The following is a 15,404-nucleotide window of genomic DNA, read 5'->3' as shown; positions in this document are numbered from 1 at the left end:
GAATAAACAATGCGTTATGGAATGGCGATAGATTTAAAACGTTGTATTGGTTGTCATGCCTGTGCGGTGGCATGTAAGTCCAATAACAACTTGCCTAATCATATTTGGTGGAACAAGGTATTGACCGTTGGCGGAGAAGGAATGGATACGGCATCGGGCACATACCCAAATGCAAAAATACAGTATGTACCGATGAACTGTCAGCACTGTGAAAATCCTGCTTGTGTCAAAGCTTGTCCTGTAGGAGCTACCTACAAACGGGAAGAGGATGGCATTGTCATTCAGAATTATGATAAATGTATTGGCTGCCGGATGTGCATGGTGGCCTGCCCTTACAGTGCCCGCAGCTTTAATTGGAGCAAGCCGGAGTATTATTTAGAGCATACGCTGGGTGATATCGATGCCCCGGTGCATCAGTATAATGTGGTGGAAAAGTGTACTTTTTGCGTGAACCGGATTGCCAGAGGTGCAGAGCCGGCGTGTATGGAGCTTTGTATCGGTCGTGCCCGCTACTGGGGAGATTTGGATGATCCGAACAGTGAAGTCAGCAAAGCGATCCAAGGCCGCAACTATGTCAAGATGCTTGAAGAAAAAGGTACCGGCCCGTCCGTGTACTATTTAACTTAAGAAAGGGGCTAATAAAATGAATGCAAAAGTGGCGAAGCAAGGTGGTTCAAAACTTTGGTTGATTATTTTCGCCCTTCTGTCAGTGATTGGCCTGGCTTGCTGGGTTTTGCAGCTGACCAAGGGTTTGCAGCTAACCAATTTGGATAACAATAATTGCTGGGGACTTTATATTATCGGGTTCATGCTTTTCACAGGTATAGCAGCAGGTTCTCTGATCTTTTCCTCCTCGGCCTACCTTTTCCAAGGGATGGCGGAATATAAGCCTTTTACAAGGATAGCGGCCTTCGTCGGGGCTATCGGCAGTGTAGTTGCCGCTGGACTCTTCATCATTGTGGATATCGGCAATCCGGAAAGAGTCTGGAATATTATTCTTAGCGCTAATATTGAATCCCCAATGTTTTGGGATACTGTGATTTTAGCAGCCTATGTTGTTATCGGCATTGTATTTACACGCCAGTTAATTATGGCGGAACAGGGCGAAAAAGAGGAGAAGGCCTTGTACGGCATTTCTCTGGTAGCCTTTATTGCCGGTTTATTAGTAACGGTTACCTCCTTCGCCTTCTCGATGCAGGTAGCCAGACCCTTGTGGAATAACCCGGTAGAACCGCTGTCATTTTTGGCGGCAGCCCTAGTGGCAGCGTTGGCATTACTGATTATCCTCTTTGCGATACTTAATAAGAGCGGTTATATAGAGATAAGCAACGAAAAACTATCTAAACTGGGCAAGCTGGCCGGAGCATTTCTCGCGGTCGAATTGATGGTAGTCTTCGGTGAAGCAGCGATCGGTTTGTATGCCGGTGCTGGAGATGAATATAAGATCCTTAACTGGTTGGTACTCGGTAAAGGGGCACCACTCTTCTGGATAGAACTAATTGCTATTGCAACAGGTGTGGTTCTCCTGATCAACAAGGGAACGCTCGTCGCAGGAGCGGGGGTCGGGATTCTTGCGATCTTCATGATTAAATACACACTTTTACAGGCCCAATTACTTAATCCACTGCTTTCTTATCCCGGTCCTGAAGGTTACGTTAGCGGTCAGGGAATCTACCTACCTTCAATAATTGAAATCGGACTAGCAGTAGGTATTATAGCCTTGGGTTGTCTACTGGTCATGATCGGTCTCGATAGACTCAATCTCGGGTCAAAGTCTAATCAAAGTTTGGATAACCATAGGCTTGGCGCGAGATCTGAGCAGGCTTAGTCAGAGAATATCTCTTTTCGGCAAACCGGCAGGCTGATTGGTTTCAGCCTGCCGGTAAAGCAATTAATAATTAAGCGGTAAAATCTTCAATATAGAAAATGGATAGGAGAGAAAAAATGGTAAACACGCAAGAAGTAAACACGCAAGAACAAGAAATTCGAAGATCTTTGGCAGCATCCGATATGTATCAATTGTTGTCTATGTTTTTTCGCCTACCCACAGTGGAAATGGCTACTGCCTTGTTAAACGGAAGTCTAGCGGAAGATGTTATAGCTATTTACTGCGAGCTGAATTTCTCAATAGAAGAGATTCAACACATTAAAACCAAATTTACAACGTTCCAGAATGATGAAAAGACAAAGGAAGAGCTTCTTACAGAGATACGCCAAGAGTATACACGATTGTTTACCAATCCGAAAAAACCGGCAATGGATATCTATGAAACATTGTTTTGCTTTAATCCCGAAAAGAATGAAGGAAGCCCCAGTCTTTTCATTAGCCCGGCGGCTCTTGATGCAGAGCGTTGTTATAAGAAGGCTGGACTGATGATGACTAAGGAGGTCAACGAACCTGGTGACCATATGTCGACTGAGATGGAATTCATGATGTATCTTTATCTGGAAAAGGCCAGAGCCTTACAGGAAAACAATCAAGAAAAACTTGATAGGAGAGAGGCGGAAATCCAAGAATTTTCAGAAGTACATTTGAAGAAATGGGCAAAACAGTTCTTTAATCATTGCATTACCTTAAGTAACAGCGAGGTTTACCGTACTCTCGGAGAAATAGGAAGCGCTTTTATGCGAGAAATGCTGGTTAAAAACTATTAAAATTTTCTCCTAAGAAATAGGGGTGTTTGCATGAGATTCGAAAAAGGTTTTTCGATTAAGATAGCCGAGAATAGATGTTTAAACCAGACTCATCATGCAGTAGAATGCAATCATTGCATAGAGAATTGTCCCTCAAAGGCTATTTTATTACATGAACATAGCGTCTATCTGAATAAAGACTTATGTTGTGGTTGTGGGTTATGTTTTAATGATTGTCCAACCCAGGTCTTTAGCTCCAGTCTATGGGATGAGACCTCAATAGTGGAAGAAGTAGAGGAACAGAAATGGAAAGCTACAGAGTTTTTTTGTGGTAAACATTCGTCTCCTTTTAATAAAGACAAGACGTGGGAAATGGGAGCAGTACAATTACCGGCTTGTCTAAGTATGATTTCTAAGGGAGCTTGGTATGAATTCGGCTTAAAAACAGCAATTGAACTCCATTTGGACCAGTGTGAGGGGTGTTCTATGTCTCGCACTTTATCCCGGTTGGACTTCAATGTAGGGACAGCGGCTGAATGGTTGGAGGCTTCAGGGTGTACACCGGAAATCAACTATATACACCAGAGTAGTAAGGGCAAAACCAAAAAAAATCTTAAAGCAATCGAAACCGGACTCAAAGTTACTTCACGACGGGATTTGTTTTTGTCTGTGATAGGCAAAGGCAGGCAGATAAGCGAAAACATACGTAACAATACAAAATCTTTCTCTAAGGAACGTGATCAAGAACGACGAAATAGTTATTTGCCTGATTGGCAGAAACGTCTGGCTGAAGTGTATCCTAATAACAGGATTAAAGGCGCTTCTCCAGCTTATTGGCCAACAATTAAAATAAATGACAAATGCGTAAATTGTGGAATGTGTACTAATTTTTGTCCCTCAAAGACCTTGAAAAATACTGTAGAAGGCGGTATCTGTACGCGCTATTTTACCAGTGGGTTGTGTTTGGACTGCCGGATTTGCCAATTGTTTTGTCCGAGAGAGGCTATAAGCAGAGACAGGGAAAAAGTTGAGAAACCCTTTGAAGCAACTACACTCTTCAGTGCGGCTGCTATAAAATGCCGGCGATGCACGAGTATTACCTTTGATAATACCAGGCATTTATGTTATTGGTGCCGGGAAGAAACCGCTATTGATGATGAGATTAAAGAAAAATACAGAAAACTATTACTTTAGATGGTGGGAGTTAAGTGAATAAGGAGAAGCAAAGAGACAAAAAGCTCATAGGTATTATGGTATTGCTACTCATTTTTGCTGTCATTTATCAACATTTTGCTAACGAAAAAGACACCTTGTCGGTTCTAAGACAGGGAGAACCGGCGGCAGCACGTTTTGAAAATGCAGGTGGAAACTATCCCAGCTATAAATTATGGGATGCCCAAGAAAACTTTTTGGGATACGGTGTAATCGCCGGTGCTTCTGGTTATGGCGGCAAACTCTCAGTACTCAGTGTCTTGAATCCAGCAGGACAAATCACCAAGGTTTCTCTAACCGAAAATAGTGAAACGCCTTTGTACTTGAATAAAGTCCTAGCCACCGGATTTTTGCAAAAGATTCTTGGAAGAAATCCTGAGCAAGGATTTGGGGATATCAATGCGGTGTCCGGAGCAACCATAACTTCGGAAGCGATTATTGCTGCGGTGCAAAAGGGTTCGGTCCAAATAGCGAATGAGCAACTGGGTATGAAAATTCCCAACGATGATGGCGTTAATCCAACCTGGAAGGATATGGCGGCCCTAGCCTTAGTTTTGACGGCAATCATTTGCTCTGCCAGAAAGATTAAAAAGTTACGCCCATGGCTGTTATTTTTATCCGTAATTTTCATTGGATTTATTTTAAATAATTCTTTAACTTTCAGTAACTTTGTCAGTCTTTTCTCGGGTAACCTGCCGTCATTTGTAGAACGCCCGATTTGGTACCTGATGGTGCCCGGTATCCTGATTATTACGCTGTTCCGGGGGGAGAATTTTTATTGCAGTTGGCTTTGTCCTTTTGGTGCGGTTCAGGAGGGAATATATCGCAGTCTAAACCTGTTTAAGTTTTCCCCTTCTCAAAACATCCAATCAAAAGTCGGTAAATATCGCTGGTGGATGTTGTGGGTAGCGGCCATGACCGCGTTAATTTTTAATAATGCCGGGATTGCCAGCTACGAACCGTTCTCTGTTTGCTTTGACGGCAGTGGGAATATCGCTCAATGGATCATCATGTCGATCATCCTGTTGATGTCGATTGCTTTGTTTCGTTTCTGGTGCCATAGTTTTTGTCCAGTAGGTTTGATGCTGGATTTTATGGCGCGCCTTCAACGGAAATTGAAGAGAAAGAAAACAGAGATTAGGGAAAATGCAAATTGTAATCACTGCGACAATGCTTCTTGTCCCCAAAAGATTTCCGGGATGAGTCGACAGGATAAGTTATACCTTGTTCTTGTTTCCATAGTAAATATAATCATTCTTATTGCTTTATTACTTAATATTAGCAGTATGTCCTAGTTTAGATTCACAAAAAAAGCATGGGTATCGGAATGTCCGAACTCATGCTTATATTCATAACTGGGATAAAAACAGGCGTATTGCCATCTTCATCTGACATCAAATATTTTCCTTCTGTTATGAAAAAATTTTAAAGATTAGTTTGAATCTAGTATTCAGTTATTATTAACATTGGATAGCGTAAACGGTTTTGAATTAAAGTAAACAAAATGATTCAGATCAAACGTACATTCATGTTCACGGTTGGATGATCTTCGATGGGATTTTGGATGAGATTATTACTATAGGATTTTTGGGATTTTTGGTGTTTTAGATACTGAGCATAGTGTTGCAGCCATAAGGCATGAAATTCCTTATCAATCTTAAAGTCTATGAGCTTATCTAATAAATCTGAATTTAGGTTTTCTTCTATTAAGTCAGCGTATATTTCCAATATCTGATTTTCTAAGGCAAACCCAATCTTACAGATATTTTCCTGCCCGGCTAATTCAATCGCCTCCCCGATAATACTCCCGGCAATGTCGGCAATACTTGCTGTGATTAGCGGGATGTTTACGTTATGTTCACGAAAAAGCTCGGTAAAAAATTCAGCATGCTTTTTATCAGCTTCGACGATTTTAAATAGAGCTTTGTTAAATATCGGGTCATCGCTTTCAGATAATTGGGAGTGATAATAATGGATCTGAAGGTTCTCCAACTCGTAGATCTTTTTTAATTTTGCTGTTCGTTTTTCATCCATTTTAAATCTCCTATAGAAGAGTAAGTGTTCATTTAGAAGAGTAAGTATTCATTAGTCTTCTCTGGTTTTGTAAAAATTATTTGCCAACGATCTCTCAAATTGCATGCCGAGAGTAATGGTACTATCTCTAAAATCAGATCAAATCATTTCACTAAGTAAGAATGTTGGATACTGCGGATAAAATTTATCGCTTGGTTGGCAGAATAACAAAAAATTGGTATTGCTCCCCGCGGTAATAAGTGGTATGTTTTTTATGGCACAAAATCAAAATGGGGTGAATGTAATGGTTGAAAAAAAGAGAAAGAAGAAAAAACTGAAAAAAGTTTTTATGATCATAGCACTGATAATCGCAGGCATTGTTGCCGGGACGGCAGCATTTGCCTTCTATTTCGCTAAGGGAGGCAATCTGCCCGGCGACAGTGTGAATTTGAACAATCGGGTCAGTATTCTTTTGATCGGGACCGATAAAAGGCCAGGGGCAAGTTCTTACAATTCGGACTCGATCATCGTAGCCAGCTTTGATCCGAAGACGAAACTCATTTCGTTACTGTCCATTCCGAGAGACACCCGGGTAACACTTCCCGGATCAAAAAACTATTGTAAAATCAATGCTGTCCCCATGTTAAAAGGGATCCCGGAGCTGGAAAAACAAGTTACCGAACTGACCGGTATTGAGCTGGACGGCTATGTCCTGACGAATTTTAATGGGTTCAAGGATATGATCGATACGCTGGGCGGGATCACCATTGACGTGGAAAAAAATATGAAGTATGAGACCGGGGATAAAGAGGACGGCTATATCAACCTGAAAGCAGGGGTGCAGGAATTAGACGGGACCAAGGCACTCCAATATGCCCGTTTTCGTCATGACGCAACGGCCGACATCGGAAGAACCGCCAGGCAGCAGAAAGTGCTGACCGCTGTAGGCAAAAAAATGCTTCAGCCCGCCACCATATTAAAACTGCCCAAGCTGATCCCGGAATTAATGAAGGCCGTAGAAACAGACTTGTCTCTGAAAGATCTCCTAAAGCTCGCCGGGGCGGCCAAGTCTTTTGAAGATGCAACGATCGTGACCCAAACACTGCCTGGCGATGCGATTAATCTTGACGGGTTAAGCTACTGGGAGGTAAACAGGGACGCGGCCAAAGAAGTAGCTCAGAACCTTCTTTTAGGTAAAACCACTGATAAAGTCTGGGACAGCACGGTCCTTACCTCCTTGGATCCGGAAGTTAAAGCCCACCTTGCGGCCCCGTCTACGGCAGCTGCGATTGATATACCGGAAATACCCGGGGTAACGGCACCTGAACCGGGAGCGATACCCGTGATAACGATCCAAACGGAGCAGTATTCGGGGACAATCACCTGGTTGCCTGCCGACAGTACCTTTGTTGCAGGTCAGGAATATACAGCGACGATTACGCTCGTTCCTAAAGCAGGGTATACCTTAAAAGGTGTCAGTGCGAACTTCTTTACCGTACCGGGAGCAGCAGCGCATAATGCTGCAGGATCCGGGGTCATTACGGCAGTGTTCAAGGCGTTACCACCTATAACGTCAGCAGCCACCATCGACATTTCGGGAATAGCCGGGGTTACACCGCCTGCACCGGGAGCGGCACCCGTGACAGCAATCACCGAAACGGAGCAGTATACGGGGACGGTCACCTGGACACCGGCCGACGCCTCCTTTGTGGAAGGTCAGCAATACACAGCAACTATCACGCTGGCTCCGAAAGAAGGATATACTGTGGAAGGAATTAACGTAAACTATTTCACAGTGCCGGGCGCAACAGCGACAAATGCGGCCGGTTCGGGGGTCATAACGGCAGTATTTCCACTATGATGTCGAATATCAATACTGTATGAACATCTGTTGAAGCCGGCACATAGTCGTGATAAGTAGTGATCAGGTTTCTTGTCATAACCTTCGGGCAAGGCACATTGTCAACGGAAGTAACCGGTAACACAGGCAAAATAATTTGCAGGAAACCGATGCAGTTTCGACTGTAACTGAAAATTCCAGTTTGTATATCATATGTTTTGAGACAAGATATTTCAGGCTTCGATCGATATTTTCCTTCTGTTACGAAAAAATTGATGAACAATGACATGTTCATCAATTTTTTATTTTATATATATCAGAAAGAGGGTGCAAAGTTCGTCTAGGGTAAGGTTAGGACTCTCTGGAAAGAATGTGACTTTTTCCTGAGCTCACTCGTTTTATGGATGAAAGGAGAATTTACTAACTTGTAGATGAAATTACCCGGCTGAAGGATTAAACGTGCAAATCCCTTTTTCGATAAAAGATATAGGTGGAGATACAAAAGATAGAAACAAGCCCAAGCGAGAGTATGACAGCCGTTAGGTCGAGCCCATTGCCCTCTGCCAAATGAACATAACTAAAATATTTAAAAGGCGAGAGTAGGTTAAGAGCGTTCAGCTTGTCTGTTATATCCGTTATTTTGGATATCACGAATGCAGTGAAGAGTATCCCTGCGGCAAGGGAACCCGAAGTTTTCGGATTCTTGAGGAAAGCCGACAGTGCTGTTCCAAGTGAAAGGAAGATAAGCTGAACGATGAACATGCTCAACATGAACATTACTATTTCACTTGAAATGTCATTTCCCTTATTGTAAGCAGCGACCATAACAAGGGAAGAAACAAGCGTTACAATATTCAGAATGACCACATTCACAAAGGCTGCAAGAAGCTTGGAAGTGATAATGGTATCTCTTGAGACGGGCTTGATCATCAGGAATTCGGTTGTCTTATCTCGTTCCTCTTTAGCAATTATGCCGGCTCCTAGCAAAACAGCATGGATGGCAGCTGCAATCTCAATGTAAAGGAACAACATTGCAAAATACCCGGACATCGTGGTTACATCGAATGAGCCCATTCCCAACAGCGCTTTGATGGAGTAGGGGATATTTTCAAAAATTTTGTTGTACTGTCCGCCTGCCGAATAGGCCGTATATTTGCCCATGCCGCTTAGAACCCCCAAAAACATACAAACGCTCCATATGATCAACGCTTTTTTATTGGCCTTTAATTCTCTTAAAAAAACATTCATGATCCGACCTCCCTTTTAGTGAAATCCAAAGTTAATCAGCTCACGGCATGGATATCTTTTCTGGCATAAATGATATAGGCGGTTACCGTTGCAATAATAACAATAACAGCGCCTGTGATAAGGTAGGGGGCTTCATAGTTTGAATTTCTAATAATATAAGAAGGATTAAAATATTTAAACGGTGAGAGAAAGCGTGCCGCATCATTTTCACCAGTGGCTAAAAGCGCTCCAATAAAGAAAAATCCAAAAACGACCCCGAGTGAGACCGGAAGCACGGATTTTAACTTTGGAATGATCACCGCGACTGCAGCACCGACTGAGAAAAAAATGAGCTGAATGAAAAGCAGCGTAAGATTGATCATAAAAAGCAGCGTAATGCTGAAATCTGCTGTTTTAACCATGGTTGCAAGGATGGAGGCAGCCGCATAATAGATTACGTTTGTGATTATGAGCATGGTTAGTGCAGCTAGAAGCTTGGAGCTGACAATAGCCCAACGCGAAACAGGCTTGACGAGAAGAAAGTCCGCTGTCCTTTCCCTCGTTTCTTTGGAAAGAATAGAGACGCCGAGATTCATGGCCTGAATGGCACCGCACAGTGTGATAAATGTGAATATCATCGAATAAAAGCCCAAAAGAGAGGTGATGCTGTCAAGCGAAATACCGAGTATTGCCCTCACCGACGCCGGGTAGCCGCCCAGCAGCCTTTTAAAATCTGCCGCATCATTCGCAATTGCGGGATAGACAGAAAAGTAAATCCCAGCGAGCGCAATCAAAGTGCATGTCCATAGAATCGTCGATTTTCGCAGCGAGTTTAGCTCGTGCCAAAACATATTCATAACGATCAACCCTCCTTGGCATAATAATGCATAAAGATCTCTTCAAGGTCAGGTTCGTAAATGGATATGTTGACAAGCTCAATCTCCGCAATTTTTTTCATTATAGAATTAATGTTGCCTTTGAAAATAAAATCAGCCGTATTCTCTTTGATTTCAAGCCGGCTTACACCACTGATATTGAAGGTTTCTCCGGCTATGGGAGATTTTGCTTCAATTTTAAAACTCTTATAGCTATCTGCCTGAAGCGTGCTCATTTTTTCAAGTTTTATGATTTTACCGTCTTTGATGAACGCTACCCTGTCGCACATCCTCTGAACTTCGTCAAGAATATGCGATGAAAAGAATACGGTGGCACCCTTTTGATTCTCCTGCGCGATAATGTCAAAGAATTTTTGCTGCATCAGCGGGTCTAAACCACTGGTTGGCTCGTCAAGTATGATTAGCTTGGGCTCGTGGAGCAGCCCCTGGACAATGCCAACCTTTTTTTTATTGCCAAAAGAGAGATCGTCGATCTTTTTCTTGAGGTCGAGATCCATGATCTCCGCAAGCTCCTTTATTCTTTTCATACAATCCTTTTTGTAAAAGCTCGCGGAATATTTAAGCAGATCGATAACTTTCATGTTATCGTAATAAAATACCTCACTTGGCAGATAGCCCACTTCTTTGCGTATTTCCGGGAACTCACTGCAATTTTTACCGAAGATTTCGGCGCTTCCCTTAGTGGGGTAGATAAGCCCGAGCAACGTTCGGATGGTCGTCGATTTGCCAGCACCGTTTGGCCCGATAAACCCAAAGATCTCTCCTTCCGTGACATCGAGATTCACATCGACAATACCCCTTGCCTTGTTGTAACTTTTCGTGAGATCCCTCGTTTGAATGACGGTCATTGATGTTACCTCCTCCTTGTCTGTTAAGGATACATACATCATTTTTGAATGAACATAATACTTTCCTTGGTTTAGACCTATTGTATCACAGCCGTTTTTTTTTATGTTATTTTAGCAGTAAATTTTTGCATAACAAAATATTCGTAGTTGCATCAAAATTTTCCTTCTGGTATAATTGCGTTATCGTAAATCAAAGGGGAGTAGCTGGATAATAAAGTCGTCAAGACGGATTTCGATCCCGGCTTTATTGCAATTGACTGATTTGTAAGCGAGACCTTTGCCCTTGGGGTGAAGGTTTTTTTTATTTATATAAGATATGAATGAAGTCAGGGAAGTCAGGTGAAAAATATGTTCGGTTATGTTGTCGCCAATATCGATAAGCTAACTGCCGAAGAAAAAATACACTATCGGTCGTGCTACTGCGGTTTATGCCAGACGCTGGGAGACCGTCACGGCATCCTCAGCCGTATCACACTAAACTATGACATGACTTTCCTCGTACTGTTCCTTTCAGCGCTTTATCAGAAAGATACGACCATTCAAACCGGGCGATGCATCATGCATCCTCGTAAACCTCACTGCTATTGGCACAACGACATCTCAGATTATACCGCCGATATGAGTATTGTCCTGACTTATTTCAAATTTCTCGATGATTGGAAGGATGAACGGAAGATCCTATCGCTGGGTGAAGCCAAGCTGTTCGAAAAGAAATACAGGCAGGCTGCCATCCGCTATCCCAGGCAATGTGCTGTCATCAGCGAATGCTTGAACACCCTTTCCGACATAGAAAAATCAGGGGAACTAAAACCAGATATTCCTGCAAGTTGTTTCGGCAGACTCATGGGCGAAGTCTTCGTTTTCCAAGAAGATGACGATGCTCAAGATTTACGTAACTTTGGAGAATCGCTTGGCAAATTCATTTACATTATGGATGCCTGTCTTGATCTCAAAAAGGATATCCAAAAAGAATGCTATAATCCGCTGACGGCGTTATCAACAGATCATTTTCCGCAAATATTAAATCTGCTTATGGCCGACTGTATGGAAAAATACCGGCAACTGCCAATCAAACGCGATCAAAACCTCATTGAAAACATTCTCTATTCAGGCGTTTGGACAAGGTATGAAGCAGCGAATAAGAAAGCAAAGGGGAGATAAGAAAGAATGATATCCGATCCTTATCAAGTACTGGGTGTTTCTCAGACGGCTGCGGATGATGAAATAAAAAAAGCCTATCGCAAACTGGCCAAAAAATACCACCCGGACCTGAATCCCGGCAATGCGGAAGCGGCTAAGAAGATGAGTGAGATCAATGCCGCTTACGAACAGATCAAAAGCGGAACCCCCTACCCAAATACCTATTACAACGGGAGCAACGCTTCCGGGGGAGATGCTTCCTCAGGATATGCTTCGGTAAAACACTATATTAATTTGGGCTATTTTCGCGAGGCGCTGAATATTTTGGCAAGGATGAGCGACCGAAATGCCGAATGGTACTATTGCAGTGCTGTTGCCAATGCCGGTATCGGCAACATTATCACTGCGCTGAACCACGCCGAAACAGCTGTACGCATGAATCCCGGCAATCCGGAATACCAACGCGTCTTAAATATGCTGCAGCGTGGCGGAAGGATTTATCAGCAACAAAGACGCGGCTTCGGCATGCCGAACGACACGCTGGACAAACTCTGTTTTGGCTTATGTATTGCGGACCTTTGCTGTCCGTTCTGTTGAGGAGAATTGCGTAAGGAGTGTGAACCATGGGTAATCTGAAAAATAAGCTGACACGTTTGATGATTGGCCGGTACGGCATCGATCAGTTGTATTATGCTTTGCTTGGGGTCTGGTTTGTATTGCTGATCGCCAATACGTTTATCCGTTCCGGTATCATCAGTGTTTTGATGGGGGCCATTCTGGCGGGAATGATCTTCAGAAGCTTATCCCGGAACATCTATAAAAGACGCCAGGAAAACGATAAATTCATGAAAATATGGAATAGGATTAAGGCTGAAGGTTCTTTGACGATGCGCCGAATCAAAGAAATTAAAACTCACCGTTTCCGCAAATGTCCACACTGTAAAAGAGTACTTCGGCTGCCGCGGCGAAAAGGCAAACATACAGTAAAGTGCCCTTGCTGCCATCATGAATTCGAGCTCTGTATCCGCTTATAACTAAGAACAAATAAATTTGATCATAGTAGTACTTTATAAACAGTAAGAACTAAAAAGAATAACCTTGGTACTCAAGTCATTCCAAGGTTATTTTTATTTTGCTTTGATGATCTGTTTATTATCTTTTTCCATCACCGTCAGGAATTGTGGGGGGGTGGGGGCGTCCAGATAATGGGATGACGGACTGACGGTTGATGGTTGATGAAGTTTATCTATAAACAACATAAATATATCGTAAAATGATAAATTAATATTGACTTACGATAATGCACCATTTACAATAGAACCAAAATAGATAGAAAGGGTATGATACAATGTGGAATCCAAGTAAGTCTGTAAGACTATCTTCCATTTGTACCAAGATCGCCATTGTTCTGGTCATATGCGCAGCTTTTGCTATGCCGAACTTAATCGCTACATATGTAAGCTATACAGGAAAAGATCCTGAAATCATTCATTCCTTGCTCCTAACGGTCTATGCCTGTGTTCTGCCGGGGATGTTATCCTTGATCTGCCTTGGCATGCTTCTTTCCAACATCAGGCGGGAAGAAGTGTTTGTAGAAAAAAATGTCAAGCTCCTGCGGGCGTTGTCATGGTGCAGTTTTGTTGTCTCCGTCATTTTATTCATCTCAGGATTTTATTATATTCTTTTTGTGATTATAGCCGTTTGTGCCGCTTTTTTAGGGCTGATCCTGAGAGTGATCAAAAATGTTTTTGAACAGGCAATCGTTATCAAAAGGGAAAATGATTTTACGATCTAGGGGAGGGATTCTCATTGATTGTCGTTAATCTCGACGTTATGATGGCAAAAAGAAAAATTTCTGCCGGTGAGCTGGCGGATAAAATCGGAATCACTCCGGCTAATCTTTCAATTCTAAAAAACAACAAGGCCAAGGCCATTCGCTTTTCGACCCTGGAAGAAATCTGCAAGGTTCTGAATTGCCAGCCCGGAGATTTATTAGAGTATCGGAAAGGAGAACAGGAAGATGAATAACACGGAGAAGAATAACACGGAGAAGAATAACAGTATGGATACGGCAACCTATACAAGAAGTGATATTGTTTTCGCATTAGCCATGCTGGCCTGTGGCTTCTTATATTGGAATCTGATCCTGGATGCCGGTCTTGGTGCAGGTGTTACCTTATTTGCAGCGGTATTCTGTCTGTCTACCGTCCTATATCTGAAATCAGGCAAGTTTCGTCAAACAAGAACGAGCTGGTTGTGTTTTATTGTCATTATCCTGTCTTCCCTGGTTTTCTTGCTTTTTGACAATATCCTGATCAAAGGACTGAATTTTATCTTTCTTACAGCCGCTGTCATCTATTGGATCAGCCTGTCTACGGGCAGAAACCTGGAGAAAAGGATCTCCGCCTATATCCTGGGCGATCTTTTTAATCAGGTTTTGGTCATCCCATTCCGAAATTTTGGCTGCTGTTTTGGCGCGGTCAAGAGACTGTTTGGCAGAAATCAAAAAGGAAAATCCCTTCTGGCCGGCGCGGTTGGTATTCTTGTGATGATTCCGATCCTGGCCGCAGTCATCAACCTATTGACACGAGCCGATGCTGTTTTTGCAGGGATGATCGCGAATCTGCAGTTCTCGGTATCGATGAATATTATTGTCCAGATATTGATGGGAATCCCCGTCGCCTGTTATCTGTACGGATTGATTTACGGCGACCGGCATGGGAGGAATACGGGATATGTCACCGTCGAGACTGTTGACAAAACGGCCGCTGCTTTCCGTTTTTCCCCGGGAGTGACCGTATACACCGCCTTGACAGCATTGAATCTTGTCTTTATGGTCTTTTTCCTTTCTCAAATCACCTATCTTTTCTCAGCATTCAATGACCGTCTTCCGGAACTCATGACGCATGCGGAGTATGCCCGCAGAGGTTTTTTTGAACTTTGTGCGGTAGCCGGAATCAATATGGTCGTGATTACGGTGGCCCATCTCATTGTGAAAAGGGACAAGGTGAGGATTCTGCAAATAGAAACAGCCATTTTATGCCTTTTCACCTTGATGTTGATCATTACGGCCATTAGCAAGATGGTGATGTACATCCATTATTTTGGTTTGACCCCGCTGCGTGTCTATACGACCTGGTTTATGCTTGTGCTGCTCTTTCTGTTTGCGGTGATTGCCGTCAGACAGTTTAAAAAATTTAACGCCGCCAGGATCATGCTGGTCGGATTTGTAATGTTTTTCATGATCCTAAGCTACGGGAACATCGACGGCCGAATCGCTGCCTATAATATTGACAGGTACAGTAACGGGACCCTGGAGAATCTTGATGTGCAGGCTTTGTCCAGCCTGTCTGAGGCAGCGGTCCCGTACATCTACACCTTATACCAGGAAACAACGGATCAGAGCCTGAAGGCGGATCTTAAGGCGGCCATTGATCAATCAGCTGGATCGGCGCTTAGAGAGCCGCGTCAAGAAACATTCCGGGATTTCAATTTTCAGCGGCATACGGCGGAAAGCATCAGAAAGATGCTCTGATAGCTTCGGCAGCCGATACAAAAAATCCATGAGTTTTTCTCATGGATTTTTTTGATTGC

At 43.0% G+C, this 15,404-nt stretch carries 16 protein-coding genes; 12 read left to right on the top strand and 4 right to left on the bottom strand.

Annotated elements, in window-relative coordinates:
• Nucleotides 1-9 precede the first annotated feature (9 nt).
• The 5 genes from C1I38_RS04770 (at nt 10) to C1I38_RS04750 (ending at nt 5,141) form a co-directional block, all read left to right on the top strand.
• Nucleotides 10-627, top strand: a complete 618-nt coding sequence (locus C1I38_RS04770) for a 4Fe-4S dicluster domain-containing protein (RefSeq protein ID WP_119776074.1) — start codon at nt 10-12, stop codon at nt 625-627.
• 16 nt (nt 628-643) lie between these two features.
• On the top strand, nt 644-1,828 hold the full coding sequence (nrfD, locus tag C1I38_RS04765; protein WP_119776075.1) for an NrfD/PsrC family molybdoenzyme membrane anchor subunit: 1,185 nt from the start codon (nt 644-646) through the stop codon (nt 1,826-1,828).
• Nucleotides 1,829-1,944: 116 nt separating this feature from the next.
• Entirely contained in the window at nt 1,945-2,655 is a 711-nt protein-coding gene (locus C1I38_RS04760; protein WP_119776077.1) for a molecular chaperone TorD family protein, read from the top strand.
• 30 nt (nt 2,656-2,685) lie between these two features.
• Entirely contained in the window at nt 2,686-3,828 is a 1,143-nt protein-coding gene (locus C1I38_RS04755) for a 4Fe-4S binding protein (RefSeq protein WP_119776078.1), read from the top strand.
• 14 nt (nt 3,829-3,842) lie between these two features.
• The gene (locus C1I38_RS04750; RefSeq protein WP_119776080.1) at nt 3,843-5,141 is read left to right on the top strand and encodes a 4Fe-4S binding protein; all 1,299 of its coding nucleotides are present in this window, start codon (nt 3,843-3,845) and stop codon (nt 5,139-5,141) included.
• A gap of 214 nt (nt 5,142-5,355) precedes the next feature.
• Here C1I38_RS04750 and C1I38_RS04745 read toward each other — a convergent pair whose 3' ends face one another.
• On the bottom strand, nt 5,356-5,880 hold the full coding sequence (locus tag C1I38_RS04745; RefSeq protein ID WP_119776081.1) for a demethoxyubiquinone hydroxylase family protein: 525 nt from the start codon (nt 5,878-5,880) through the stop codon (nt 5,356-5,358).
• Nucleotides 5,881-6,163: 283 nt separating this feature from the next.
• Between C1I38_RS04745 and C1I38_RS04740 the strand changes: the two genes are divergently transcribed.
• Nucleotides 6,164-7,720 carry an LCP family protein gene (locus C1I38_RS04740; RefSeq protein WP_243109291.1) on the top strand — a complete coding sequence of 519 codons (1,557 nt, stop codon included), beginning with the start codon at nt 6,164-6,166 and terminating at the stop codon, nt 7,718-7,720.
• 432 nt (nt 7,721-8,152) lie between these two features.
• Here C1I38_RS04740 and C1I38_RS04735 read toward each other — a convergent pair whose 3' ends face one another.
• From C1I38_RS04735 to C1I38_RS04725, 3 genes are read right to left on the bottom strand one after another with little or no spacing between them, the layout of a single operon-like run.
• The gene (locus tag C1I38_RS04735; protein ID WP_119776084.1) at nt 8,153-8,947 is read right to left on the bottom strand and encodes an ABC transporter permease subunit; all 795 of its coding nucleotides are present in this window, start codon (nt 8,945-8,947) and stop codon (nt 8,153-8,155) included.
• A gap of 35 nt (nt 8,948-8,982) precedes the next feature.
• Nucleotides 8,983-9,783: an ABC transporter permease subunit gene (locus tag C1I38_RS04730; protein ID WP_020491524.1), complete on the bottom strand. Its 801-nt coding sequence runs from the start codon at nt 9,781-9,783 to the stop codon at nt 8,983-8,985.
• A 5-nt stretch (nt 9,784-9,788) separates the two neighbouring features.
• Nucleotides 9,789-10,670: an ABC transporter ATP-binding protein gene (locus C1I38_RS04725; RefSeq protein ID WP_026156289.1), complete on the bottom strand. Its 882-nt coding sequence runs from the start codon at nt 10,668-10,670 to the stop codon at nt 9,789-9,791.
• A 348-nt stretch (nt 10,671-11,018) separates the two neighbouring features.
• On the opposite strand from C1I38_RS04725, the gene C1I38_RS04720 reads away from it, so the two are divergent.
• The 6 genes from C1I38_RS04720 (at nt 11,019) to C1I38_RS04695 (ending at nt 15,345) form a co-directional block, all read left to right on the top strand.
• The gene (locus C1I38_RS04720; protein ID WP_020491526.1) at nt 11,019-11,831 is read left to right on the top strand and encodes a DUF5685 family protein; all 813 of its coding nucleotides are present in this window, start codon (nt 11,019-11,021) and stop codon (nt 11,829-11,831) included.
• 6 nt (nt 11,832-11,837) lie between these two features.
• Entirely contained in the window at nt 11,838-12,407 is a 570-nt protein-coding gene (locus tag C1I38_RS14350; RefSeq protein WP_119776086.1) for a DnaJ domain-containing protein, read from the top strand.
• 26 nt (nt 12,408-12,433) lie between these two features.
• Nucleotides 12,434-12,844: a hypothetical protein gene (locus tag C1I38_RS04710; RefSeq protein WP_119776088.1), complete on the top strand. Its 411-nt coding sequence runs from the start codon at nt 12,434-12,436 to the stop codon at nt 12,842-12,844.
• 314 nt (nt 12,845-13,158) lie between these two features.
• Nucleotides 13,159-13,605: a DUF2975 domain-containing protein gene (locus C1I38_RS04705; RefSeq protein ID WP_119776090.1), complete on the top strand. Its 447-nt coding sequence runs from the start codon at nt 13,159-13,161 to the stop codon at nt 13,603-13,605.
• Nucleotides 13,606-13,619: 14 nt separating this feature from the next.
• On the top strand, nt 13,620-13,838 hold the full coding sequence (locus C1I38_RS04700) for a helix-turn-helix transcriptional regulator (RefSeq protein ID WP_020491530.1): 219 nt from the start codon (nt 13,620-13,622) through the stop codon (nt 13,836-13,838).
• Nucleotides 13,831-15,345, top strand: a complete 1,515-nt coding sequence (locus tag C1I38_RS04695) for a DUF4173 domain-containing protein (RefSeq protein ID WP_119776091.1) — start codon at nt 13,831-13,833, stop codon at nt 15,343-15,345. Before C1I38_RS04700 ends, C1I38_RS04695 begins: the two co-directional genes overlap by 8 nt.
• Nucleotides 15,346-15,404 lie beyond the last annotated feature (59 nt).

The sequence above is a fragment of the Dehalobacter sp. 12DCB1 genome, assembly GCF_004343605.1.
GTDB lineage: Bacteria > Bacillota > Desulfitobacteriia > Desulfitobacteriales > Syntrophobotulaceae > Dehalobacter.
Note: the sequence above shows the minus strand (reverse complement) of the source record. Positions and strands in the feature narration are given on the sequence as shown.

Bases quoted from the DNA above. Each gene is read 5' to 3' on its own strand.
- C1I38_RS04770 (WP_119776074.1), top strand. From the start codon at position 10: ATGCGTTATGGAATGGCGATAGATTTAAAACGTTGTATTGGTTGTCAT.
- nrfD (WP_119776075.1), top strand. From the start codon at position 644: ATGAATGCAAAAGTGGCGAAGCAAGGTGGTTCAAAACTTTGGTTGATT.
- C1I38_RS04760 (WP_119776077.1), top strand. From the start codon at position 1,945: ATGGTAAACACGCAAGAAGTAAACACGCAAGAACAAGAAATTCGAAGA.
- C1I38_RS04755 (WP_119776078.1), top strand. From the start codon at position 2,686: ATGAGATTCGAAAAAGGTTTTTCGATTAAGATAGCCGAGAATAGATGT.
- C1I38_RS04745 (WP_119776081.1), bottom strand. From the start codon at position 5,880: ATGGATGAAAAACGAACAGCAAAATTAAAAAAGATCTACGAGTTGGAG.
- C1I38_RS04740 (WP_243109291.1), top strand. From the start codon at position 6,164: ATGGTTGAAAAAAAGAGAAAGAAGAAAAAACTGAAAAAAGTTTTTATG.
- C1I38_RS04735 (WP_119776084.1), bottom strand. From the start codon at position 8,947: ATGAATGTTTTTTTAAGAGAATTAAAGGCCAATAAAAAAGCGTTGATC.
- C1I38_RS04730 (WP_020491524.1), bottom strand. From the start codon at position 9,783: ATGAATATGTTTTGGCACGAGCTAAACTCGCTGCGAAAATCGACGATT.
- C1I38_RS04725 (WP_026156289.1), bottom strand. From the start codon at position 10,670: ATGACCGTCATTCAAACGAGGGATCTCACGAAAAGTTACAACAAGGCA.
- C1I38_RS04720 (WP_020491526.1), top strand. From the start codon at position 11,019: ATGTTCGGTTATGTTGTCGCCAATATCGATAAGCTAACTGCCGAAGAA.
- C1I38_RS14350 (WP_119776086.1), top strand. From the start codon at position 11,838: ATGATATCCGATCCTTATCAAGTACTGGGTGTTTCTCAGACGGCTGCG.
- C1I38_RS04710 (WP_119776088.1), top strand. From the start codon at position 12,434: ATGGGTAATCTGAAAAATAAGCTGACACGTTTGATGATTGGCCGGTAC.
- C1I38_RS04705 (WP_119776090.1), top strand. From the start codon at position 13,159: ATGTGGAATCCAAGTAAGTCTGTAAGACTATCTTCCATTTGTACCAAG.
- C1I38_RS04695 (WP_119776091.1), top strand. From the start codon at position 13,831: ATGAATAACACGGAGAAGAATAACACGGAGAAGAATAACAGTATGGAT.